Below are 22,414 nucleotides of genomic sequence, written 5' to 3'. Positions count from 1 at the left end.
CTCCTTAAACGATTCCGATCCGCTCATGCGGTTGAATAATTTCTGTTACACGTACCCCAAAGTTTTCTTCAATGACAACCACTTCTCCTCTAGCAATCCGTTGTTGGTTAACGTAAATATCAACCGGTTCGCCTGCTAGCTTGTCGAGTTCGATGATCGAACCTTGTGATAGCTCGAGTACTTCCCGGACAGACTTTTTCGTTCTGCCTAATTCGACGGTCACGTTCAATGGAACGTCATACAGTAATCCTAAGTTTGCCGGCACGGACTCTTGCGGAGCCGGTGATTGGAGCGGCATGAATTCGGCTTGGCTTACCGCGACCTCTGGCATCGATTTTTGTTTTTCCGGTTGTGCTTGTGGTTGCGCCTGTGGTTGCGCTTGGGGCTGAGGTTTAGGCGCCTCGGCTTTCGGCTGCTCTTTTACAGGCTCTGCAGCTTGTGCCTCCCCGGTTGCTTTCATCAATTCGTCTACCAACTGTTTTCCGAATTGAATTGGTGCAATTTGAACAATTGTCGAGTCAATCAATGTACCGACTTTGAGATTGAACTCAATCAGCACCATCGTCTCCCAAAGTTCGAGGCGGTCGATAATGGTTTGATTTTTCGTCGCATCAAACACCTCGACAAGTGGTGGAGAAATGTCAATCTTCTTCGAGAACACCGTTGATAAAGATGTCGCGGCAGCACCCATCATCTGGTTCATCGCTTCTTGAACGGCCGATAAACGAATCTCATCAAGGCTTTCAGGATCGACGTTCTCTCCCGTCCCACCTAACATGAGGTCAGAGATGATGGCCGCATCTTCGCGAGTCAAGACGAGGACATTTTCACCCTTTATCCCTTCTGTGTACCCGACACGTAATGCCACATGAGGCGTCGGATAACGCTCACGCAACTCTTCGATTCTCACTTCACTGACAACCGGTGTCGTAATTTCTACTTTTTGTTGTAGCAACGTCGACAATGCCGTTGCTGAGTTTCCAAACGAAATGTTTCCGATTTCCCCAAGAGCATCGCTTTCCATCGAATCTAGGTGCTCTTCTTTTTCCGCCTTTGGCGTCGGCGTACTGTCGCTTGTCCCACGTAGTAACGCGTCAATTTCATCTTGTGACAGCATTTCACTCATTGCTCTTCCTCCTTCACACGGTGAAGCACCTGAACCGCCATCCGCTTCCCGCTCACACCGACTTGCCCTTTAAATACTTTATTCTCCCCTACCATGATAGATAGAGGTTCTTTCGCCACTTGATCAAGTGCCAAACAGTCCCCAACTTCAAGGTGCAACAGATCACCAAACGTGATTGTCGTCTCGCCAAGTAATGAGACGACCTCGACCGTCGAATTCATCAACTGTGCTTTGAGTGGTTCTTTGCTCGACTCACTCGCATTGCGACGATTCGCTTCCTGCATCCAGTAATGACTCGACAACTTCGACAAGACCGGTTCGATTGTCACGAACGGAAGACAAACGTTGATTGTTCCGCTCACTTCACCGATTGTCACCCCAATCGAAATGAGGACGACCGTCTCGTTTGGTGAAACGAGTTGGAGAAACTGCGGATTCACTTCCACTGCAGACATTTCCGCCTTGATTTCCGCAATCGATTCCCATGCGTCCCCATACGTTGAAAAGGCACGCTTATACAATTGCGTCAAAATGCGCATCTCGATTTCTGTGAACGATTCAATTTTGTCCATCTCGACACCCGGACCGCCGAGTAGGCGATCGAGCATCGCATAAGAAATGTTCGGATTGACCTCGATGATGAAGCGTCCGTTTAACGGTGGCGCTTCAATCAAGTTAATCATCGTCATACTCGGGATAGAATGAATGAATTCATCGTACGGTAATTGTTCGACTGAGTTGACGGAAAACTGAACATATGTGCGAAGTTGGGCCGAGAAGAACGTCGTTAACATGCGAGTGAAATGCTCGTGAATTCGAGTCAAACTGCGAATCTGATCTTTTGAAAATCGGACGGCTCGCTTGAAGTCGTATTGCCGAACTTTCTTTTCTTCCTCTTGTGCAAGAAAGGAATCCGCTTCGACATCCCCACTGCTTAGTGCAGATAGTAAGGCATCAATTTCTTGTTGAGACAGTACTTCTCCCATGATGCCACCTCACTGAATAATTTTCTTCGTCATATAGACGCGTTGGACTTCACCTTCTTCAAGCAGTCCATTAAGTTGTTCTCGTAGTGTCTGTTCAAACTTTTGCATATCTTCTTTTGTTGCCAACTGTGTTTTTGTCATTCCAGCCAAATCCCCGAGAATGACGTTGTGTACTTGAAATTTGCGTAACTCTAGATTCTCTCTTGTTTCCAAAGAATCTGTGACAATCGTGAATTGAACGTTGATGAAACGCTCATCTTGAATGTTTGTCGTCATGTCATCGGTCGTGAAGCTTCGTTCCGCCAATTCTTCGGCAGTAACCGGTTTCGTTTTAGCGGTGACGTTATCCCCGAACACGTATTTATATGTCATGAAGCCGGCTCCGCCCATGACAAGTAGGACGACTAGTAAGATGATGACAACCTTCAGGCCGCCACCTTTTTTCTTTTCTTCTTCACTCATCTTCTTCACCTCTTGTGAACATCGTTCCGACTAAACCGATTGAGCGGTAAAAGGCTTCAGTTCGTTCAATGATTTGATCTTTCGTTTCTTTCACGAGATATGTTTTGCCATTAAACAATTGGATAATCGTGTCCGGTTCTGCTTTCACCGTTTCGATGAGCAAAGCGTTGAGCACGAATTCCTCACCCCGAAATGCCGTGACGCGAATCATCAGCGTTTCAAGTTGACGAGTTCTTGAAGGATCTCGTCTGACGTTGTAATAATTCGTGTGTTCGCCTGGAAACCACGTTGTGCCACAATCATTTCCGTAAACTCTTCAGAAAGGTCGACGTTCGACATTTCGAGTGCACCGGAGACGAGTTCTCCGCGACCGTCTGAACCAGGTACGCCAAATTGTGGTGCTCCGGAGTTTTGAGACTGTACGAAGTTGTTAGATCCAACTTTTGACAAACCAGCGTTGTTCGAGAAATTAGCAGTGACGATATATCCAGCAATGCGAAGTTCTCCATTTGCTGCAACGAAGCTGACTTGGCCATCTTTTCCGATTGAAAGCGATCGTGCATCTGTTGGAATTTTGATTCGCCCGTATTGGTTTGTTTGAGCACCTGTTTCTGTAGGTAGGTACGGTTGATCTAAGTCATCATTCAGGTCCAGATCAGTTGGAGTAGCCGTAACTCCAGCTACTACTGGTAAATTGTTTGTCTGTGAACCGATTAAATATGTCCCGTCCCCTGTAACTAAGTTTCCTTGGTTATCCGTATAAAAGTTTCCTGCTCTTGTGTATTGAATTTGTCCATTGACCATCGTCGCGTAGAATCCTTCACCTGAAATCCCGACATCAAGGGCACGCCCGGTGTTTTGCATGGCACCCTGGTTATACACATTATCTACCGTTGCCATCGTGCCACCAAGACCGACTTCTTTCGGGTTTACACCACCTGTTGTTGCATTACCAGCTGACGCACTACCGACTTGTTGACTGACGAGGTCTTTGAACGTAACACGACCTTTTTTATAACCGAACGTGTTGACGTTTGCGATGTTGTTCCCGACGACGTCTAGCTTAGATTGAAAGTTCTTCAGTCCACTGATCCCTGAGTACATTGCTCTTAACATAATAATTTCCCCCTATGCTTATTTGATGGAAGTGATATCGTACACGCTAACGGATGTGCCGTCTTCAAGGTCGGCCATGTATCCAGTTAAATCAGATCGTGAAATCGAGACGACACGGCCTGAGCCTTTTGTCGTTTCTTCACTCGATTCCGAACTGTAGTCAATCGTTTTACCAATCATGCTACTGAATTCAGAAATCGAGGCCATATGACGGTCAACCAATACCGAATCGAGTTGTTTCGAAATCGTTTGCATTTGTTCTAGTGAAGAAAATTGCGCCATCTGAGCGATGAACTCACGGTCTTCCATCGGTGACATCGGGTCCTGGTTCGCGATTTGAGCGAGCAGCAACTTCATAAACATGTCCTTGTCATATTGATTCGTCGCTTTGGGAAGCGACTGGTCTGGCAATGTAAAATCATTCGTCTTCGGTTGGATGCTCGTCATCTTCAGACCCTCCTTTTGGTTGTTCCTGCGGTTGCTCCTGTTCCGATTGCTCGGAACCGTCTGGCATCGTCGATTTCGCATCGAGTGCTTGTTGTGTCAAGTTGACCTCGACCCGAACGTTTTGGGAATGAGGCACCAACGTTTGTTGTAACTGCTGGACTTGTGACTGAATCAGTTGCTTCGCTTCTTGATTGCTTGCGAACAACTTCACGACAAGTTCCCCGTTCTGCCGTTCTAGCTTGACGACGAGTTCTCCTAGCTGTTCTGGATAAAGTCGTACCGTAAACACTTTCGATCCATCCGCTCCACTTTGAAATGGTGCTTTTTGAAGTGCTGCCTCAATTCTTGCCTGTAAGTTTTCTGGCAATGACCCCTTCGAGGCATACATGACAGTCTCTACATCAATTTGTGGTCGTGACCAGTTCAAGCCTTTCGGTAACCAATCCACGCTACTTGATTGAGGAAGTGCTTTTGCTGATTTCATGGTTTCAACGTAAGGCATGACGGGAATCTCTTTCGTGTTGCCAGTTGGTCCATTAAATTGTGCGATCACCCGTTGAATCGTTTGGATCTGCTTCCCAAGTTCTTGATTCGGGACAGCAGGTGTCACACGTGTTTTCGCAGACGGATCTGCCTGTTGAATGATGCCACTATTTGAACCGGTTGTCTGAGCAAGCAAAAGGGGCGCCTCCTCAGCATTGTTAGACGGCATGGACAGGTGCCCGAGTACGCCTACATATGCATCCATAAACGACCGATATGCATCTTGCGGAAGTGATTTGAGCCATTTCAAAGTTTCGGGTTTTTGAAACCATGTCTCAAGTTCCTGCGCCACTTTTTCGAGGTTGACAAGTTCTTCAGATAATGCGCCTTCTTCAAGTTGAGGAAGCCCCGCCTGCTCCCCCGAGCCTTGCATTGGGGCAAGCATGGCGGATAAGAGGCTTAAAAAAACGCCTGCCCCCTGTGATTCGCCTTCCGTTACTCCGGTACGAGTCGTTGAACCTTGAATGGCTTGAGTTAGTAACGCAATATTCAATGTGGGTCCTCCCTTCTCATGTTCATTGGAGAAGCTGCGTCACAACCGCAGCTTGTTGCGCATTCATCCGCCCTAAAATATCAGCCTGTTGCTTCGGTGATAGTTCTTTCAACAGTTCGGCTACTTGCGGACTCTCTAGTTCTTCCATGATGGCCGCCGCCTGTTTGGCAGACATCTCTTCATACACACTCGAAATGTCAGATGAATTTTCCTCTTCCGTTGTGGCTGCTGCAAGTTCGGAGACGAGACGGTCACGTTCTCGAATTAAATCGGTGATCTCTTCTTGTCTCGCTTTCACTTCATTCGTCAGTTCCACATTCTCATTTCGAAGTTTCTCAATCTCATTGTTTGCTGCTTTCAACCGGTTTGTGGCGTCACTGTCGATGCCCGTCACGTTCACTTTCGCCTCAGACGAATCAGGCGTTTCTGATGTCTTTCCGTCCTCGCTAACTGGTAGGAATGGTACAGATAGAAGTGGACGATCCATCGCATAATTCATGACGACCATTCCGCCTACTAATATGAAGATTGCTGGAATGAGGACTAACGCCACAATCATTTGTTTGCCTCGTTTATTGTTCTCTTTTGCCATGCTACTTCCCTTTCCCATGATGAATCACAGCGAGTTCGTCCATCAATAATTGCTCTGTGAGTTTTGCCGCTGTCATCTCTTCTAAACTGACCTTTTCATGTAGCGTCACATATTTCTTTTCTTCCACTACTTTCCCAAGCAGTCTTTCTTGCGATGCGTGATAACGATTGCGCGCTTGCTGAACGACGAGCTGTTGCGTTTCGATTTGACGCTTCACTTGCTCACGCGTTTTTTCTCGGTACTGAGACATGAGTAAATCAATATGCCCTTGCTGTTCGTCTTGATGCTTAATCAATGACTCATACATGAGGAGAAGGTCATACAACGCTTCCATTTCCGTTTCGAGTTTCGCCTTAAAGCTTCTAACTTCTGAAGCCGCATCTTCTTTCTCATGTTCAGCAATTGGCATGATTCGTTCTAGAATAAGTCTGTTCATGATTCACCTCGCGCGATATGTGACAAATGAGTCATCGTTTGTTGGAATGCGGCGTCTTCTTCAATCGATTGTTTCAAAAATGTCAATAAGTATGGATACTTCTCGATTGCGGTGTCAATAGCCGGATTCGACCCTTTTTTATATGCGCCGATGTTAATCAAGTCCTCGGCATCGATATATGTCGCCAGCCAACTTCGAAACGTTTGTGCCGCTTCACGATGTGATGGCGAGGCGATTTGGTTCATGACCCGACTGATTGACTTCAAGACATGGATGGCAGGAAACTGTCCACGGTTTGCAAGCGCGCGGTCCATGACAAAGTGTCCATCTAATATCCCACGCACCGCATCGGCAATCGGTTCGTTCATATCGTCACCATCGACGAGGACCGTATAAAATGCTGTGATCGACCCAGTCGCTGCCGTCCCGCTTCGCTCTAACAATTGCGGGAGCATCGCAAAAACAGACGGTGTATATCCTTTTGATGTCGGTGGCTCCCCCGTCGCAAGTCCAATCTCTCGTTGAGCCATTGCAAAGCGTGTCACCGAGTCCATCATGAGCACCACTTCTTTACCTTGGTCACGAAAATATTCAGCGATTGCGGTTGCCGTGTATGCCCCTTTCAATCGCACGAGCGGTGGTTGGTCGCTTGTCGCCACAATAACGACAGACCGAGCCATTCCTTCTGGACCGAGTTCTTTTTCAATGAATTCCTTCACTTCCCGACCACGTTCCCCAATTAAGGCGATGACGTTAATGTCTGCAGAGGAGCGCTTGGCAATCATGCCGAGTAACGTGGACTTCCCGACCCCAGAACCGGCAAACAATCCGACACGTTGCCCTTTCCCTACCGTCAATAGCCCATCAATCATACGAACACCCGTCGACAACGTATCCAAAATCCGTGGACGATTCAACGGGTTAGGAGGTTTACGTTGAACATCATACCGCTTACCTGTTGCAAGTCGTTCACCTGACAGAGGTCGTCCTAGTCCGTCAAGCACTTGTCCAATCAGTTCCTCACCGACGGGGACTTGGAGCATCTTCCCGGTTCCTTTTACTAAACAGCCTGGTGCAATCTGGGTCGTTTCACCGTATGGCATAAGAAGGACGCGCTCTTCATTAAAGCCCACCACTTCCGCTTCGACCGACTCATTTGAAGGGAGCATGATGAAACATCGCTCCCCGACAAATGCACTCGGTCCATTTGACTCGATCATCAACCCTACGACCCGACAAACTCGACCGATTTTGCGAGTAAACTCGCCATCCGTAGACTGTTTGATCGTATCGATGACCTGCTCAATAAGCGCCATCCGCTAAAACCTCCTCGATTTTGGCTTGGATTCTTTCGAAGCTGTACGAAAGGTCGATTTCATTCCCTCGATGTGGTGATTCAATGCGCACGGACGTTTCATCTAAAGAGCCGTCTCCCCGATATTTCAAAGGAGGTGTCTCTTCATCACGCCACAACGATTCAAATCGCTGAATCGAAGCAAGGCGAGTGGGATGAACGAAGATCGTCAACGCTTCTGCATCAATGAGGTGCGCCATCTGTTCTTGAATCATCTCCGCAAACAACGCCTCATCTTTTCGGACAAGATCTGTCGTCACTTGCGCACTTACTGCAATCGCAAGGTCAATGAGTTGGACTTCTGCCTGCTTCCATTTTTCTTGGAACAGTTGTTCGAGTTCAGTGGAGACCGAGTTCAGACGCGTCGTAACGTCTTCAAACTCGGCATACCCATCTTGTCTTCCTTGGAGTAGGCCCGCTTCATAACCTTCTAATCGAGCCTGTTCATATACTTCTTGTTTGAATCGTTCGAGTTGTTCGATTTCTGTCTGCTGAAACAGTTGAAACGCTTCTTCATCCTGTCTTAATTTCTCATAACGCGACTCGATGACTTGATGATGATCGATGCCTTCAACCGGGTCCGGAATGGATGACTCCAATCGTTTTGATTCAATTCGATGAGGAATATGCGATGTCGCGCGTTGACGTTTGATCACATTAGACAACGATGTCATCTCCCCCACCTCGACTGATCACGATCTCACCGACGTCTTCTAGACGACGAATGATTCCGACGATTCGACTTTGTGCTTCTTCGACGTCACGCAATCGAACAGGTCCCATAAATTCCATATCTTCTTTGAACGTTTCGACCATCCGTTGAGACATATTTTTGAAGATAATTTGTTTCACTTCTTCTGACGACACTTTGAGGGCTAGCAACAAGTCGTCGTTCGCCACTTCGCGAATGATTCGTTGAATCGCGCGTGAATCGAGCGTAACGATGTCCTCGAAGACAAACATACGCTTCTTGATTTCTTCTGCGAGTTCAGGATCTTCAATCTCGAGTGCGTCAAGAATGGTACGTTCTGTCGTGCGATCGACCCCATTCAATACTTCGACGACCGCCTCGATTCCACCCGACTGGGCATAATCTTGCATATCCGTCTGAGAGAGGTTCTTTTCAAGGATTTGTTCCACTTCATGAATAACATCCGGATTAAGTCGGTCCATCGTCGCAATCCGTTTCGCAACTTCCGATTGAATCTCAGGAGGGAGTTCCGATAAGATTTGCCCTGACTTGACCGGCTCTAAGTGAGCTAAAATTAGAGCAATCGTCTGTGGATGTTCGTTTTGAATAAAGTTCAGTAACTGTTTCGGGTCGGCTTTCCGAGCAAACTCGAACGGTCGAACTTGTAAAGTCGATGTCAAACGATGAATCAATGCCATCGCCTTATCTTCACCGACCGCTTTTTCAAGAACTGTTTTGGCAAAGCCGATTCCACCTTGGGTAATGTAGCTTTGAGCCATCGCAAGTTCGTGGAACTCACCGAGAATGCTCTCTTTTTCTTCTGGAGACACCTTTTTGAGTGCCGAGATTTGAAGCGTCAACTGCTCCATCTCTTCTTCCGAAAGATGTTTATAAACATTCGCTGCCACTTCTGGACCTAATGAGATCATGAGCATTGCTGCTTTTTCTCGATTCGATTGTTTGGCATAGTTCACGTTACTCACTCCTCAGACATCCAAGTACGAAGCAGTTTAGCAAACTCTTCTGGATTACTTTCAGCTAATTTTTCTAACTGTTTCTTCTTCACAGCCCCTTCGCCTCGTTCCTCGAGGTCTAGGTCAGGTACTTCATCTTCATATGGAACTTCCCACTCGTTCGTCTCTTCCACTACTTCTTGTTTACGTCTACGCATTGCGAAGAAGATTAAGGCAAGCAAGACGACTGCCCCGGCTGCTGAAGCGTACATCCACCATGGTGTAGGCTGCTCTGCCGTTGCCACCTCTTCTGCTTCAGCGAACGGTCTCGAAACAACGACTACTTTTTGTTCAAGCTCCGCATCTGTGATGGCTTCGTCCGTTTTCGCTAGTGATGTTCGAATGATGGAATACATCATCGTCTCAAGATCACCTTCAAGTTGTGGGTCAATACTCGTTGCGCCGTCTGGTGGTTCTACAATCAATTGCACCCCAAGGTCGCGGATGGTGTATGGTGCATTTTGAATCTGTTTCGTAATGCGATTCACTTCATAATTAATGATTTCATGATTTTTTTCACTTTCTTCTGTGCTGTCACCTGTAGCAGCAGGGAAGTTGATCGTGTCATTCTCACCGGTCCCAGTCGCTTCTGTCGCCGTCCCCGTACCACCTGTATACGCTTCTGCAATCCGTTCTGCCGAAGTCACGATACCTTCCATGCTCTCTTCGTTGACTGGCGTGACAAGGTTTTGTTCTTCGGCAGTCTGAGTCGTATCAATATCTGCTGTGACAGAGACAAGAACGCTCCGTTCACCAAGAAGAACAGACAACATCTGCTGAATTTGTTGACGGACGTCTTTTTCAACTTGACGTTTCAGTGCCAACGGATCAGAGGAAGAGCCCCCAGCCACAACGGTTTGATCAAGGTCATAATACGTAAAGTATTGGTCCATGATCGAGATGTTTTCAGGTTTTAAGTTCGGGACACTTTTACTGATCAAATGATAGAGACCTTTGACCGTGTTCGGTTCTAGATTCGTTCCTGCTCCGATATTTAACACGATCGAGGCTGTCGGCTCACCTTGGTCTTCCGCTAAAAAGACAGACTTCTCAGGAAGCGAGATGATGACTTTCGCTTGATTGATCCCTTCGATTTGGGTAATGAGCCGCTCTAGTTCGGTCTGCATCGCACTTCGTTCAATGACCGCCATTTCTCGGTCTGTCGTTCCGAAACCAGCATTCTCACTGAAGAAACTATAGTCGATTGACCCGGATTTGGGGATCCCAGCCGCAGCAAGGCTCACTTTCAATTGGTCGACCATTTCATTTGGCACGTATACACTGACCCCGTTCGAAGTCGCTTTTATTTCCGACTTCACCCCGTCCGCCGTTAGTTTCTCTGTCACTTCTCCCGCTTCTTGCGCGGATAAGTTCGTGTACAAAGGAGCCATATTTGGTCTTGCAAGGAAGAACGTGAGTAAGAGGGCCGCGATTAAAATGACCGCAATGGAAATCCCCCATATGAGCTTCCGCTTTGCCGGCATCGATTTCAGCGCATCGGTCATCGATTTGAATCGTTCTTTTAATTGTTCATTCATCGCAACTTGTCATCCTCTACAATTAAACTTGCATTCGCATCATTTCTTGATAGGCTTCAACAGCCTTGTTCCTCACCTCGATGGCAAGTTGCATCGCAATCGACGACTCTTCACTTTGAATCATGACTTGATGAAGGTCCGCTTTCCCGACAGCTAAATCTTGACGGGCTTGACTCGTCGCTTGTTGCGTCTCGTTCAACGCATTCATCGCTTCATTCAAATATGACCCGAATTGAGATGGGTTCGTTTTGTTCATTGATGGCGTGATTTCTGGGCTCATCATTTGAATCGGATTAATTTGCATCCTTCGTCACTCCTTATCCTTTTCCAATCTCCATCGCTTTGACGAGCATCGCTTTTGATGCGTTCATCGCGGCGATGTTTGCTTCGTAAGAGCGGGTCGCACCCATAAGGTCGACCATTTCTTTAAGTAAATCAACGTTCGGCATTTGGACATACCCCCGCTCGTCTGCATCAGGATGACTCGGATTGTAAGCAAGCTTATACGGTGCATCGTCCTCGATGATTTGAGCTACCTGGACCCCACCACTGACTGCATTTAACTGTTTACGGAAAGGTGCTTCCTGTAACACCGTCATTTTTCTCGTGTACGGTTGCCACTCCCCATCGACAAGTTTTCCTCGAGTTGTCTGAGCGTTGGCAATGTTCGCCGATACGGTATCCATCCGCAAACGTTGAGACGTTAACGCAGTAGCTGAAATATGAAAACTATCAAACATTCCCATCGATTAACGACCTCCTCGAATAACAGATTTCAACCCACCTAGCCTGCGATTTAATTGCTCCATCATCGCCTCATACTGGAGTTGATTACGTGCCAGTTCACTCATCTCATAATCTAAGTCGACGTTGTTGCCATCACTTCGCATCGCCCCTCCTGCACGATCGACGACAGTAGACTGCGTCGAATCACTCGGGCGCCCACCTTGGAGTTTCAGTCGCATCTCGCTTTTGAGCGTCTGTTCAAACGCGGCTTGCTTTGCCTTGAAGTTTGGCGTATCGATATTCGAAAGATTATGACTAATCACTTTTTGATTGAGGACTGCATGATTGACGGCTTGCTTGAGTAATTGATAGTCACTACCAATCCAATTCACGGCGTTCACTCGCTTTCATATACTCATTACTGATATATACCTGATTTGGAAATTCTACTATTTCATTGAAACAAATCTGTAACAGTTCTGAAAGATATTTTTTAAAACATAGGTAAATGGCTTCGCATCTTTTTGTCGAATTAACGACAAATCCTGAAAATAATTACTTTTGCACTAAAAAAAACCGCTTCCTCAATAAAGAAAGCGGTTTTTTAGGAACAAAGTCCCTTTTTATAGTGTTTTCAATGGAAAATGCACATCTAAAGTTGTGTTTCAGTTTGATTTCAGTTTTTGCAATTCAAACAAGAAGTTATCATTTAATATCTTGATATACGTTCCTTTCATTCCTAATGAACGTGATTCAATGACACCTGCACTTTCAAGTTTCCGAAGTGCGTTCACGATGACAGAGCGCGTGATTCCCACACGGTCGGCAATTTTGGAAGCGACTAACAGCCCTTCGTTTCCGCCGAGTTCTTCGAAAATGTGTTCAATCGCTTCAAGCTCTGAATACGACAATGAATTGATTGCCATTTGAACAACAGCTTTTTTACGGGCTGACGTTTCTGCTTCTGCCGCTTTCTCACGAAGGATCTCCATGCCAACGACCGTCGCACTATATTCTGCGAGGACGAGGTCATCCTCTGTGAACTCGTTAGCCAATCGACCTAACACTAGCGTCCCAAGACGCTCACCACCACCGATGATTGGGACAATCGTCGTCTTTGAGTTGAGGAACAAATCGTGGTTCTCTACAGGGAACGCTGTATACTCGCTGTCAATATCGATGTTCGCTGTCGTTTCTTTCACATTGAATAAGTTTGAAGCATATGGTTCCGGGAACTGTCGATCAACGAGAAATGCCTTCATGCGGTCATTCTCAATCTGTTGTTTGATCGCAAAGCCAAGTAGGCGACCACGACGGCTCACGATAAACGTATTGGATTCAAGCACTTCACGCATTTTATCCGCCATTTCTTTAAAATCAACGTGCGCACTCGCTTCTTGTTGAAGCATCGTGTTTAATTGGCGAGTTTTGTCTAGTAAATTCATAATGTCTATTTCCTCCCTGTATGTGCATACAGAATCTTATAAAATATATTGGCTGAGGTCTCGGTCATCCGCGATCGACCCAACTTTAGCTTGTACATAAGCGGGAGTGATCTCCACGCTTGTTTGCGGCATATCTGCCGCTTCAAATGAAAGATCTTCTAATACGCGTTCCATAATAGTATAAAGGCGACGCGCGCCGATGTCATCGGTCTCACGATTGACATGTGTCGCAATTTTTGCGATTTCTTCAATCGCTTCATGCGTGAATCGGACCGTGATTTCTTCCGATTCCAATAATGCGGTATATTGTTTGATTAACGCCTGAGATGGTTCTGTCAAGATTTTGACGAAGTCCTCTTCCGTCAAGCTGTTCAATTCGACACGAATCGGGAAGCGACCTTGCAACTCCGGAATCAAATCAGACGGTTTGGCCATATGGAACGCTCCAGCTGCAATGAAGAGAACGTGATCGGTTTTGACCGGTCCGTACTTCGTGACGACCGTTGACCCTTCGACAATCGGAAGGATATCGCGCTGCACGCCTTCACGAGAGACACCAGCATGGTCTTGCGACTTCGTTGCAATCTTATCGATTTCATCGACGAAGATGATGCCCATCTGTTCACTACGCTGCACCGCTTCATCATGTACTTCGTTCAAATCCAGAAGATTTTCAGCTTCTTCCGCTATGAGAAGCGGTCTCGCTTCACGGACGGTCAACTTCCGTTGCTTCCGTTTCTTCGGAACGATTTGTCCGAGCATATCTTGAAGGTTCGATAATCCTTCCATTCCTTGCCCTTGGAACAAATCCATCGTTTGCTTTTCTTCAAGCTCAACTTCGATGACTCGGTCTTCTAGTTCTCCGAGCTCGAGAAGACGGCGAAGCTGTGCCCGGTCATTCTTTGACGTATCCGTTGTCGATTCAGGCTGTTGTGTCTGCCCACCGAACAACGCCTCGAACGGGTTTGACGCGCTCGGTGCGGCTTTCGCTTTCCCTTGTAAGGCATCTAGTAATCGTTCTGTCGCCGCTCGCTCTGCCGGCTCCTTCACGTCTTCTTTCTTCTCTTCTTTCACGAGACGAACGGATGCTTCGACGAGATCTCGTACCATCGACTCGACGTCACGACCGACGTAACCGACTTCCGTAAATTTCGTCGCTTCCACTTTGACGAACGGTGCCCCGACCAACTTCGCTAAACGACGTGCGATTTCGGTCTTCCCGACCCCAGTCGGTCCGATCATCAAAATGTTTTTCGGTGTGACTTCATCACGAAGGTCTGCACTTAATTTCTGGCGACGATAACGATTACGCAATGCAATCGATACAGCTCGTTTGGCGTCCTTCTGACCGATTACAAACTTGTCCAGTTCCGATACGATTTGTCTTGGTGTCAACTCTCGATTCATTCAGCATCGCCTCCGATCGTTTCTACAATGACTTGATCATTCGTATACACGCAAAGCTCACCGGCAATCTCGAGAGCGGCTCGAGCGATTGCTTCTGCTGACTTCTCAGCGGAATGGCGGACGAGCGCACGCCCTGCTGCGAGTGCGTAATTTCCACCCGAACCGATCGCAAGGATCCCGTCATCCGGCTCAATCACTTCTCCATTCCCAGAGACGAGCAGTAAATGGTCAGCATCCATCACAATCAATAGCGCCTCGAGTTGCCGCAAGATTTTATCCCCGCGCCACTCTTTGGCAAGCTCGACCGCAGCACGCGGTAAGTTACCGTTATACATTTCAAGTTTCGATTCAAACTTTTCAAACAATGTGAAAGCATCGGCTACGCTACCTGCAAAACCGGCAACGACTTTCCCGCCGTATAGGCGTCTGACTTTCTTCGCTTTATTTTTCATGATGACGGCATTCCCGAATGTGACTTGGCCATCTCCACTCATCGCGCATTGGCCATTGTGTCGAACTGCAAAAATCGTTGTTGCATGAAACATATCGTAACCTCCTACTTTCTTGGATGTGTCGCTTGATAAATCGAACGTAGTCGTTCAGTCGATACGTGGGTATAGCGTCCGGTCGTCGACAAGGACTCGTGACCGAGCAATTCTTGAACGGCGCGCAAATCCGCTCCCCGCTCCAATAGGTCCGTTGCAAAGCTATGTCGCAACGAGTGAGGGGTCAACGGCTTATGTACCCCACTGTCTTTTCTCAAACGCTTCATGACATACCGAATTTGGTCTGTTGTCATCCGATTCCCTTTTTGACTCAAAAATAATGCGTTTTCCGTCGGGAGTCCGACGTCTTTCCGTATTTCTACATAGCGCTTCAATGCTTGTACGGCATATTGACCGATTGGAACGTACCGTTCTTTCTTTCCTTTCCCCATCACATGGACGAAAGATAAGACATCGTCAAAGGAGGATAGGTTCATCCCACAAAGCTCTGCGACACGTATTCCCGTTCCATACAACACCTCAATAATTGCCACGTCTCTCGCCTGTAAAAAAGGGTCGTCTTGCATGGAAGCCGCCTCTAACAACCGTTCGACTTCGGACGGTACGGCGAACGTCGGCAAGGATTGTCGCTTTTTCGGTGAAGTCAGGTCGTGGAACAAGGGCTCTCCCCCATGTTCTCTCGCCATATATTTCCCGAACTGTTTAAGGCAAGATACTTTCTGGGACACCGTAGACGCGGCCAATTGTTTCTCATAAAGGACATATAAATAACGCCGCGCCGTCTGTGCATCATAGGGATCTTGATGCGTCGATTGGCAATATGCGGCGTACTGATCGAGCGTTTGCTCGTAGGAGCGTTTCGTATGAGGAGACAGTCGACGTTCAATTTGGCAGTAGCGTAAAAATGATTGTCGATCCTCTAAGAATCCCATTTTATCGCCTCCTCGATGACACGTAAAAACGCATGTTCTCGTCAAATCGAAATTAGCATAGCATACAGAATGTATGGTGACAATAGATAGTCGTTCAATAATCTGAAAATTTTCAAAGTATGAAACAAAATACACAATTGAAACTTTATTTCAAAACAAAAGAGCCAAAAACTGGCTCTCCTGTTCAAAGGTCCTTAAACTGTTGAATCGTTTCTAAAGCACGGTTGGCGTAACGCTCGTACCGTTCTTGTTTTTTCATTTTCTTCGGAGCGTCCTCTAAAGATGGGACCAATCCAAAGTTCGCATTCATCGGCTGGAAGTGCTTCCCGTCCGCCGTCGTGATGTAGTGCGCCATCGAACCGAGCATCGTTTCACGTGGTAAAACGACGAGCTCTTCTCCTGCGATCATCTTCGCTGCATTGATTCCCGCCAACAATCCTGACGCTGCTGACTCCACGTATCCTTCTACACCTGTCATCTGACCGGCAAAGAATAATGTGTCACGCGTGCGCGCCTGATACGTCGGTTTCAACAAGCTCGGTGAATTGATGAACGTGTTACGGTGCATGACACCGTAACGAACGATATCTGCATTTTCGAGTCCAGGGATGAGACGGATGATACGCTTCTGTTCGCCCCACTTCAAATGCGTCTGGAAGCCGACCAAGTTATAAAGCGTTCCTGCTGAGTTGTCCTGACGAAGTTGAACGACCGCATACGGACGTTTACCCGTCTTCGGATCTTCTAGACCGACCGGCTTCATCGGTCCGAAGAGAAGCGTCTTCTTCCCACGCTCTGCCATGACTTCAAACGGCATACAACCTTCGAAGTAAATCTCTTTTTCGAACTCTTTTAACGGAACGACTTCCGCCTTGATCAATTCCTCGTAAAAGACGTCAAACTCTTCTTCTGTCATCGGACAGTTCAAGTAAGCGGCTTCACCTTTATCATAACGCGACTTCAAATACACTTTATCGCGATCGATCGTATCGCCATCTAGGATTGGAGCGGCTGCATCGTAGAAGTAAAGATAATCTTCCCCTGTGAACGCTTTGAGCGATGCCGATAAATCCGGAGACGTCAATGGCCCTGTCGCGACGATGACGATCCCTTCAGGAATTTCTTTTAATTCCTCGGTATGCACCGTGACGTTTTCATGGTTCTTCAACTTCTCCGTGATGAATCCAGCAAACTCATGACGGTCCACAGCAAGGGCGCCACCAGCTGGGACGCTTGCCGTGTCTGCCGCTTTCAAGATGAGTGAGTCAAGTGTACGCATCTCTTCTTTCAAGACGCCGACCGCGTTTTGAAGGCCGTTCGCCCGAAGCGAGTTCGAGCAAACGAGCTCCGCGAATTGATCCGTGTGGTGCGCCGGTGTTTGACGGACCGGTCTCATTTCATACAAATCTACTTGAATGCCGCGCTTGGCGAGTTGCCAAGCCGCTTCGGAACCGGCCAAACCGGCTCCGATTACAGTTACACGTTGTTGCAACATTAATCCTCCTCTTGCTGATGTACCTCGGTATGGGTACATTTCGTACATTGATATTTCACGCCGTCTTTAATTTTCTTCTCGACCATCAAACTGTCGCATACTGGGCACGGTTTCGCAACCGGTTTATCCCATGAGACGAACTCACACTCTGGATAGTTCGAGCAGCCATAAAAGAGGCGACCTTTTTTACTACGACGTTCCACGATTTGTCCGTCCTTACAGTCTGGGCAAGGGACACCAATCTCAACTTGAACTGGTTTCGTGTTCGTACAGTTCGGGAAGTTCGAGCAAGCCATAAACTTACCGTATCGACCCATCTTGATGACCATCGGTGAACCACAAACTTCACAATCGATTCCCGCAGGCTCATCTTTCACTTCAATCTTTTCGATTTCTTCTTCGGCACGCTTCAAGCGTTTCTCAAATGAACGATAGATTGGGGCGACGACTTCTGTCCACTCCACTTCTTTATGCTCAATCGAGTCAAGGAGCGTTTCCATATCGGCCGTGAACTGGACGGTGATGAAGTCATTGAAATATTCATCAATCATTTCAATGACGAGTTCCCCGAGCTCTGTCGGAAGGAACTTCTTCTCTTCTAAGACGACATAACCACGACGCTGAATCGTGTCGAGTGTCGGCGCATACGTTGACGGGCGACCGATACCGAGCTCTTCCATCGCGCGGACGAGTCGTGCTTCCGTGTAACGAGGCGGTGGTTGCGTGAAGTGTTGCTTCGGCTCAATCGCTTCAAAGCTGACCGTATCTTCGACTTCAAGAGGTGGTAGTAAGCCTTCTTTCTCTTGGTTCGCGTCCTCGATATCATCATCTTTCGATTCGATATACACTTTCATGAAACCTGGGAATTTGACGGTCGAACCATTCGCACGGAAAATCATCCCGTTCGACTCTACATCGATCTTGACGGTATCGAGTACAGCAGGTGCCATTTGACTCGCAATCAAACGTTCCCAAATTAATTTATAAAGACGTAACTGGTCACGAGACAAATAAGGTTTTAAAGAAGCGGGGTCGCGGAGTGCAGAAGTCGGTCGAATCGCTTCGTGCGCATCCTGTGCGTTGGCCGCTTTCTTTTCCTTTTGCTTCTGTGAGGCGACGTATTCTTCACCGAATGTCGATTCGATGTATTCTTTCGCCTCTCCCTTCGCCAAGTCCGAGATTCGTGTCGAGTCTGTACGCATATACGTAATCAAACCGACCGTTCCCTCTTTCTTACCGAGGTCGATTCCTTCATATAATTGTTGGGCGAGCATCATCGTCTTTTTCGCACGGAAATTCAATTTACGTGCCGCATCTTGTTGCAACGAACTTGTCGTGAACGGCAACGAAGCGTTGCGTTTACGTTCTTTCTTCGTCACGTCGATGACTTTGAATTCGTCGTTGATGGCATCAAGGACGGCTTGAGCGTCTTCTTCCGACTTCAATTCCATCTTTTTCCCATCTTTTCCGTAAAATGAAGTCTCGAACGTCTCCCCGTCATGATTCAAGTCGAGCTTGATCGTCCAATATTCTTCTGGGTCGAACGCATTGATCTCGCGTTCACGGTCGATGATCATCTTCACGGCAACTGACTGAACTCGTCCGGCAGATAGTCCTTTTTTGACTTTCTTCCATAATAACGGACTCATCCCGTATCCGACGAGACGATCTAAAATCCGTCGTGCTTGTTGCGCATCGACGAGGTCATGATTGATTTTACGTGGATGTTTAAATGATTCTTTAATTGCATCTTTTGTGATCTCGTTAAAAACGACACGACATTCAGTCGTTTCATCTACGCCGAGAGCGCGAGCCAAATGCCAGGCAATCGCTTCCCCTTCTCTATCGGGGTCGGCTGCGAGAAAGATTTTTGTGGCTTTTTTCGCCGCTGTCTTCAATTCTTTCAATACGGGTCCTTTACCACGGATGGTAATATACTTCGGTTCAAAGTCGTGTTCGACGTCTACACCGAGTTGACTCTTCGGTAAATCGATGACGTGTCCCATCGAAGCTTTGACCATATAATTCGGACCTAAATAACGTTTAATTGTTTTTGCTTTCGCAGGTGACTCAACGATCACCAAATATTTTGCCATACATCTGCTCCCCTTTTAGAGGTCATTTAAATCCCTACCATAATATTCATGTTCTCACCGGTTTGTCAACGTACAATCCTGAGATCTCGAATAATTTGATCGGAATTCGTCAATGGAATCGCGCCTTCTTCAATCAATCGATTCGGTCCTTCCGCCAATGGATCAAGCGGTGAACCGGGTACGGCGAACACCGTCTTTCCCTGCTCTAGCGCGTGTCGGACCGTATTCATCGTTCCGCTCTTTCTTCTCGCCTGTAAGACAACGAGCGTGTCACCGAGACCGCTCACCAATCGATTTCTTTCCAAAAATTGAAATTTTTGAACAGGTGTATTTGGGGCATACTCACTTAAGAGAATCCCTTGCTTCGGAATCCTCAAGAGCAACTGTCGATTCGCTGCTGGATAGAGGTTGTTCAGTCCAGCTCCGAGCACCGCCACGGTCGGACGATGTTTATTTAACGCGTGTGCGTGGACAAGACCATCAATGCCAAGCGCTCCACCTGAAACGGAAACAGTTTCTTCTATTAAAGAGTGATAGTGTTGCACTAACGATTGACTAATTCGATTCAATTCACGACTTCCGACCATCGCGGTCGTTCTTTCTTGTAGTACCTCTAAATCTCCATCGTAAAACAAACAGTACGGCGGGTTAGGAATCTCGAGCAATCGTTTCGGGAACGTTTCATCTTCCCAAGTGACGAAGCGGGAATACGATTCGGACGAGCGGAGCGCAGAATGAGCTCGCTTCCAGACATGTGAAGAAAAATGAGTGCGATGTGCTTCTAGCGTCCCGTTCAAATAATGATGCACAAACTCAACCGGAATTCGTGCAGCGGCAAACCGAGCTATTGTTTGATTCATCACAATCTCTCCTTTAAAAAAATGAGGGATGCAAGCATCCCTCATGATTCTTATGTCGTCGGTTGACCCGTGACACACGCTTCGTATAGACCTTCATTTTTCAAGACACGAATCAACGTTTCACCGATGACAGCTGGTGTTTCAGCTACTTCGATTCCATTCGCGTTCAACGTCTTAATCTTTTCAGCAGCCGTCCCTTTACCACCTGAGATGATTGCGCCGGCATGTCCCATACGTTTGCCTTCAGGAGCCGTCTGTCCGCCGATGAAGCCGATGACTGGTTTCGTCATGTTCGCTTTCACCCATTCAGCCGCCTCTTCTTCAGCTGTTCCACCGATTTCCCCGATCATGATGACAGCTTTCGTGTCCTCATCTTCGTTGAACGCTTTGAGCGTATCGATGAAGTTTGTTCCGTTGACTGGGTCTCCCCCGATTCCGACAGCTGTCGATTGACCAATCCCTGCCGTCGTCAACTGATGAACCGCCTCATACGTGAGTGTTCCAGAACGTGACACGATTCCGACATGCCCTTTCGTATGAATATAGCCAGGCATGATTCCAAGTTTTGCTTCTCCTGGCGTGATGATTCCAGGACAGTTCGGTCCGATCAAGCGAGCCGGCTTGTCTTCGAGATAACGTTTCACTTGGATCATGTCCACTACAGGAATGCCTTCAGTGATACAGATGATGAGTTCGATGCCACTGTCCGCCGCTTCCATGATCGAGTCAGCTGCGAAAGCTGGTGGTACGTAGATGATGGATGCGTTTGCACCAGTCGCTTCGACCGCCTCAGAGACTGTGTTGAAGACCGGAACGTTATCGAGAACGGTCGTACCACCTTTACCTGGCGTGACCCCACCGACTAATTTCGTGTTATAAGCAAGCATCTGTTCACCGTGGAACAAACCTTGTTTCCCTGTAATCCCTTGAATGATGACTTTCGTATCTTTATTCGCCCAAATACTCATGTCGTTTCCCCCTTATCGAACAAGTGCTGCGATTTTTTCCGCACCGTCAGCCATCGAGCTAGCTGTCGTGATCGCAAGTCCAGATTCATCGAGAATGCGCTTCCCGGCATCAACGTTCGTTCCTTCTAAGCGAACGACGAGTGGCAAGTCGAGTCCGATTTCTTTCGTAGCTGCGACAATCCCCTCTGCGATGATGTCACACTTCATGATTCCACCGAAAATGTTAACGAAGATTCCTTTGACTTGGTCATCAGACAAAATCAATTTGAACGCTTCTGTAACTTTTTCTTTCGTCGCACCGCCACCTACATCGAGGAAGTTAGCGGGTTCAGCGCCGTAATGTTTGATGATATCCATCGTTGCCATCGCAAGGCCTGCACCGTTGACAAGGCAACCGATGTTTCCATCAAGTGCGATATAGCTGAGGTCATGTTTTGATGCCTCGACTTCACGTGGATCTTCTTCCGTCGTATCACGAAGCGAAAGGATATCTGAGTGACGATAAAGTGCGTTGCTATCGAAGTTCAACTTCGCATCGAGCGCGATGACGTTTCCGTCTTTCGTCGTGACGAGCGGGTTGATTTCCGCGATTGTGCAATCTGTCTCGACATATACTTTGTACAACTTCATGACCATATCACTGAACTTGTTCACAAGTTTCGTCGGGACTTCCATTTTGAATGCGAGACGACGTGCTTGGAATGGACGCAAGCCCACAACCGGATCGACGATCTCTTTATGAATCTTCTCAGGTGTATGTTCAGCGACTTCCTCGATGTCCATACCACCTTCTGATGAACCCATGATGACAATTCGGCCGATCGAACGGTCAAGCACGAGTCCTAAGTAAAATTCTTGGTCAATCGCAGAACCTTCTTCGATATAGAGACGCTGGACAACTTTTCCTTCCGGACCTGTTTGGTGTGTCACGAGCGTTTTTCCGAGAATTTCTGTCGCGTATTGCTTCACTTCTTCATCTGTCTTCGCAAGTTTGACGCCACCTGCTTTACCGCGTCCACCTGCGTGGATTTGAGCTTTTACAACTTTCAACTCACCGTCAAGCTTAGCAGCTGCTGCTACAGCTTCTTCAACAGTAAAGGCTGGATAACCCGTCGGAACGGCTACCCCAAACTCTCTTAGCAATTCTTTCGCCTGATACTCATGGATATTCATATGTTTTCC

25 protein-coding genes are annotated in these 22,414 nt (G+C 47.4%); all 25 read right to left on the bottom strand.

Features of this window, described 5'->3' with window-relative positions:
• Positions 1 to 4 precede the first annotated feature (4 nt).
• Positions 5 to 1,126 carry a flagellar motor switch phosphatase FliY gene (fliY, locus tag KNO86_RS00595; protein ID WP_214691825.1) on the bottom strand — a complete coding sequence of 374 codons (1,122 nt, stop codon included), beginning with the start codon at positions 1,124 to 1,126 and terminating at the stop codon, positions 5 to 7.
• A complete protein-coding gene (fliM, locus tag KNO86_RS00590; protein ID WP_074034699.1) occupies positions 1,123 to 2,112 on the bottom strand; it encodes a flagellar motor switch protein FliM in 990 nt (329 codons plus the stop codon). Before fliM ends, fliY begins: the two co-directional genes overlap by 4 nt.
• A 9-nt stretch (positions 2,113 to 2,121) precedes the next feature.
• The gene (locus KNO86_RS00585; RefSeq protein WP_214691824.1) at positions 2,122 to 2,574 is read right to left on the bottom strand and encodes a flagellar basal body-associated FliL family protein; all 453 of its coding nucleotides are present in this window, start codon (positions 2,572 to 2,574) and stop codon (positions 2,122 to 2,124) included.
• Positions 2,567 to 2,785 (bottom strand): flagellar FlbD family protein, encoded by a 219-nt coding sequence (locus KNO86_RS00580; protein WP_031421671.1) that lies wholly within the window; start codon positions 2,783 to 2,785, stop codon positions 2,567 to 2,569. Before KNO86_RS00580 ends, KNO86_RS00585 begins: the two co-directional genes overlap by 8 nt.
• Complete coding sequence (gene flgG, locus KNO86_RS00575; protein ID WP_214691823.1) at positions 2,785 to 3,690, bottom strand: flagellar basal body rod protein FlgG; 906 nt, start codon at positions 3,688 to 3,690, stop codon at positions 2,785 to 2,787. Before flgG ends, KNO86_RS00580 begins: the two co-directional genes overlap by 1 nt.
• Positions 3,691 to 3,708: 18 nt before the next feature.
• The gene (locus KNO86_RS00570) at positions 3,709 to 4,137 is read right to left on the bottom strand and encodes a flagellar hook capping FlgD N-terminal domain-containing protein (RefSeq protein WP_214691822.1); all 429 of its coding nucleotides are present in this window, start codon (positions 4,135 to 4,137) and stop codon (positions 3,709 to 3,711) included.
• Positions 4,109 to 5,173: a flagellar hook-length control protein FliK gene (locus tag KNO86_RS00565; RefSeq protein ID WP_214691821.1), complete on the bottom strand. Its 1,065-nt coding sequence runs from the start codon at positions 5,171 to 5,173 to the stop codon at positions 4,109 to 4,111. Before KNO86_RS00565 ends, KNO86_RS00570 begins: the two co-directional genes overlap by 29 nt.
• 22 nt (positions 5,174 to 5,195) lie before the next feature.
• Positions 5,196 to 5,765: a MotE family protein gene (locus tag KNO86_RS00560; RefSeq protein WP_214691820.1), complete on the bottom strand. Its 570-nt coding sequence runs from the start codon at positions 5,763 to 5,765 to the stop codon at positions 5,196 to 5,198.
• Between the two features lies 1 nt (position 5,766).
• Entirely contained in the window at positions 5,767 to 6,201 is a 435-nt protein-coding gene (locus KNO86_RS00555; protein WP_214691819.1) for a flagellar FliJ family protein, read from the bottom strand.
• The gene (fliI, locus tag KNO86_RS00550) at positions 6,198 to 7,517 is read right to left on the bottom strand and encodes a flagellar protein export ATPase FliI (protein ID WP_214691818.1); all 1,320 of its coding nucleotides are present in this window, start codon (positions 7,515 to 7,517) and stop codon (positions 6,198 to 6,200) included. The genes KNO86_RS00555 and fliI overlap by 4 nt, the downstream gene beginning before the upstream one ends.
• Positions 7,504 to 8,229: a FliH/SctL family protein gene (locus KNO86_RS00545; protein ID WP_214691817.1), complete on the bottom strand. Its 726-nt coding sequence runs from the start codon at positions 8,227 to 8,229 to the stop codon at positions 7,504 to 7,506. Before KNO86_RS00545 ends, fliI begins: the two co-directional genes overlap by 14 nt.
• The gene (fliG, locus tag KNO86_RS00540; protein ID WP_031421657.1) at positions 8,213 to 9,220 is read right to left on the bottom strand and encodes a flagellar motor switch protein FliG; all 1,008 of its coding nucleotides are present in this window, start codon (positions 9,218 to 9,220) and stop codon (positions 8,213 to 8,215) included. The genes KNO86_RS00545 and fliG overlap by 17 nt, the downstream gene beginning before the upstream one ends.
• Positions 9,221 to 9,225: 5 nt before the next feature.
• Positions 9,226 to 10,797 carry a flagellar basal-body MS-ring/collar protein FliF gene (gene fliF, locus KNO86_RS00535; RefSeq protein ID WP_214691816.1) on the bottom strand — a complete coding sequence of 524 codons (1,572 nt, stop codon included), beginning with the start codon at positions 10,795 to 10,797 and terminating at the stop codon, positions 9,226 to 9,228.
• 22 nt (positions 10,798 to 10,819) lie between these two features.
• Positions 10,820 to 11,101: a flagellar hook-basal body complex protein FliE gene (gene fliE, locus KNO86_RS00530; RefSeq protein ID WP_214691815.1), complete on the bottom strand. Its 282-nt coding sequence runs from the start codon at positions 11,099 to 11,101 to the stop codon at positions 10,820 to 10,822.
• A gap of 13 nt (positions 11,102 to 11,114) precedes the next feature.
• Entirely contained in the window at positions 11,115 to 11,543 is a 429-nt protein-coding gene (gene flgC, locus KNO86_RS00525) for a flagellar basal body rod protein FlgC (protein WP_214691814.1), read from the bottom strand.
• Positions 11,544 to 11,546: 3 nt separating this feature from the next.
• Positions 11,547 to 11,915 carry a flagellar basal body rod protein FlgB gene (flgB, locus tag KNO86_RS00520; protein ID WP_214691813.1) on the bottom strand — a complete coding sequence of 123 codons (369 nt, stop codon included), beginning with the start codon at positions 11,913 to 11,915 and terminating at the stop codon, positions 11,547 to 11,549.
• A 273-nt stretch (positions 11,916 to 12,188) separates the two neighbouring features.
• Positions 12,189 to 12,968: a GTP-sensing pleiotropic transcriptional regulator CodY gene (gene codY / locus KNO86_RS00515; protein WP_214691812.1), complete on the bottom strand. Its 780-nt coding sequence runs from the start codon at positions 12,966 to 12,968 to the stop codon at positions 12,189 to 12,191.
• A 36-nt stretch (positions 12,969 to 13,004) separates the two neighbouring features.
• Entirely contained in the window at positions 13,005 to 14,375 is a 1,371-nt protein-coding gene (hslU, locus tag KNO86_RS00510; RefSeq protein WP_214691811.1) for an ATP-dependent protease ATPase subunit HslU, read from the bottom strand.
• Positions 14,372 to 14,920, bottom strand: coding sequence for an ATP-dependent protease subunit HslV (gene hslV, locus KNO86_RS00505; RefSeq protein ID WP_214691810.1), 549 nt, complete (start codon positions 14,918 to 14,920; stop codon positions 14,372 to 14,374). Before hslV ends, hslU begins: the two co-directional genes overlap by 4 nt.
• 11 nt (positions 14,921 to 14,931) lie before the next feature.
• On the bottom strand, positions 14,932 to 15,813 hold the full coding sequence (locus KNO86_RS00500; RefSeq protein WP_214691809.1) for a tyrosine-type recombinase/integrase: 882 nt from the start codon (positions 15,811 to 15,813) through the stop codon (positions 14,932 to 14,934).
• A gap of 184 nt (positions 15,814 to 15,997) precedes the next feature.
• A complete protein-coding gene (gene trmFO, locus KNO86_RS00495) occupies positions 15,998 to 17,308 on the bottom strand; it encodes an FADH(2)-oxidizing methylenetetrahydrofolate--tRNA-(uracil(54)-C(5))-methyltransferase TrmFO (RefSeq protein WP_214691808.1) in 1,311 nt (436 codons plus the stop codon).
• Entirely contained in the window at positions 17,308 to 19,404 is a 2,097-nt protein-coding gene (gene topA, locus KNO86_RS00490; RefSeq protein ID WP_214691807.1) for a type I DNA topoisomerase, read from the bottom strand. Before topA ends, trmFO begins: the two co-directional genes overlap by 1 nt.
• 65 nt (positions 19,405 to 19,469) lie before the next feature.
• A complete protein-coding gene (dprA, locus tag KNO86_RS00485; RefSeq protein WP_214691806.1) occupies positions 19,470 to 20,264 on the bottom strand; it encodes a DNA-processing protein DprA in 795 nt (264 codons plus the stop codon).
• 50 nt (positions 20,265 to 20,314) lie between these two features.
• Positions 20,315 to 21,232, bottom strand: a complete 918-nt coding sequence (gene sucD / locus KNO86_RS00480; RefSeq protein ID WP_026826262.1) for a succinate--CoA ligase subunit alpha — start codon at positions 21,230 to 21,232, stop codon at positions 20,315 to 20,317.
• 12 nt (positions 21,233 to 21,244) lie between these two features.
• Complete coding sequence (gene sucC, locus KNO86_RS00475) at positions 21,245 to 22,405, bottom strand: ADP-forming succinate--CoA ligase subunit beta (RefSeq protein ID WP_074034761.1); 1,161 nt, start codon at positions 22,403 to 22,405, stop codon at positions 21,245 to 21,247.
• Positions 22,406 to 22,414: the final 9 nt, after the last annotated feature.

The organism is Exiguobacterium sp. s160 (assembly GCF_018617575.1).
Classification (GTDB): domain Bacteria; phylum Bacillota; class Bacilli; order Exiguobacteriales; family Exiguobacteriaceae; genus Exiguobacterium; species Exiguobacterium aestuarii_A.
The sequence above is the reverse complement of the archived record's forward strand: the minus strand, read 5'-3'. Positions and strand labels throughout refer to the sequence as shown.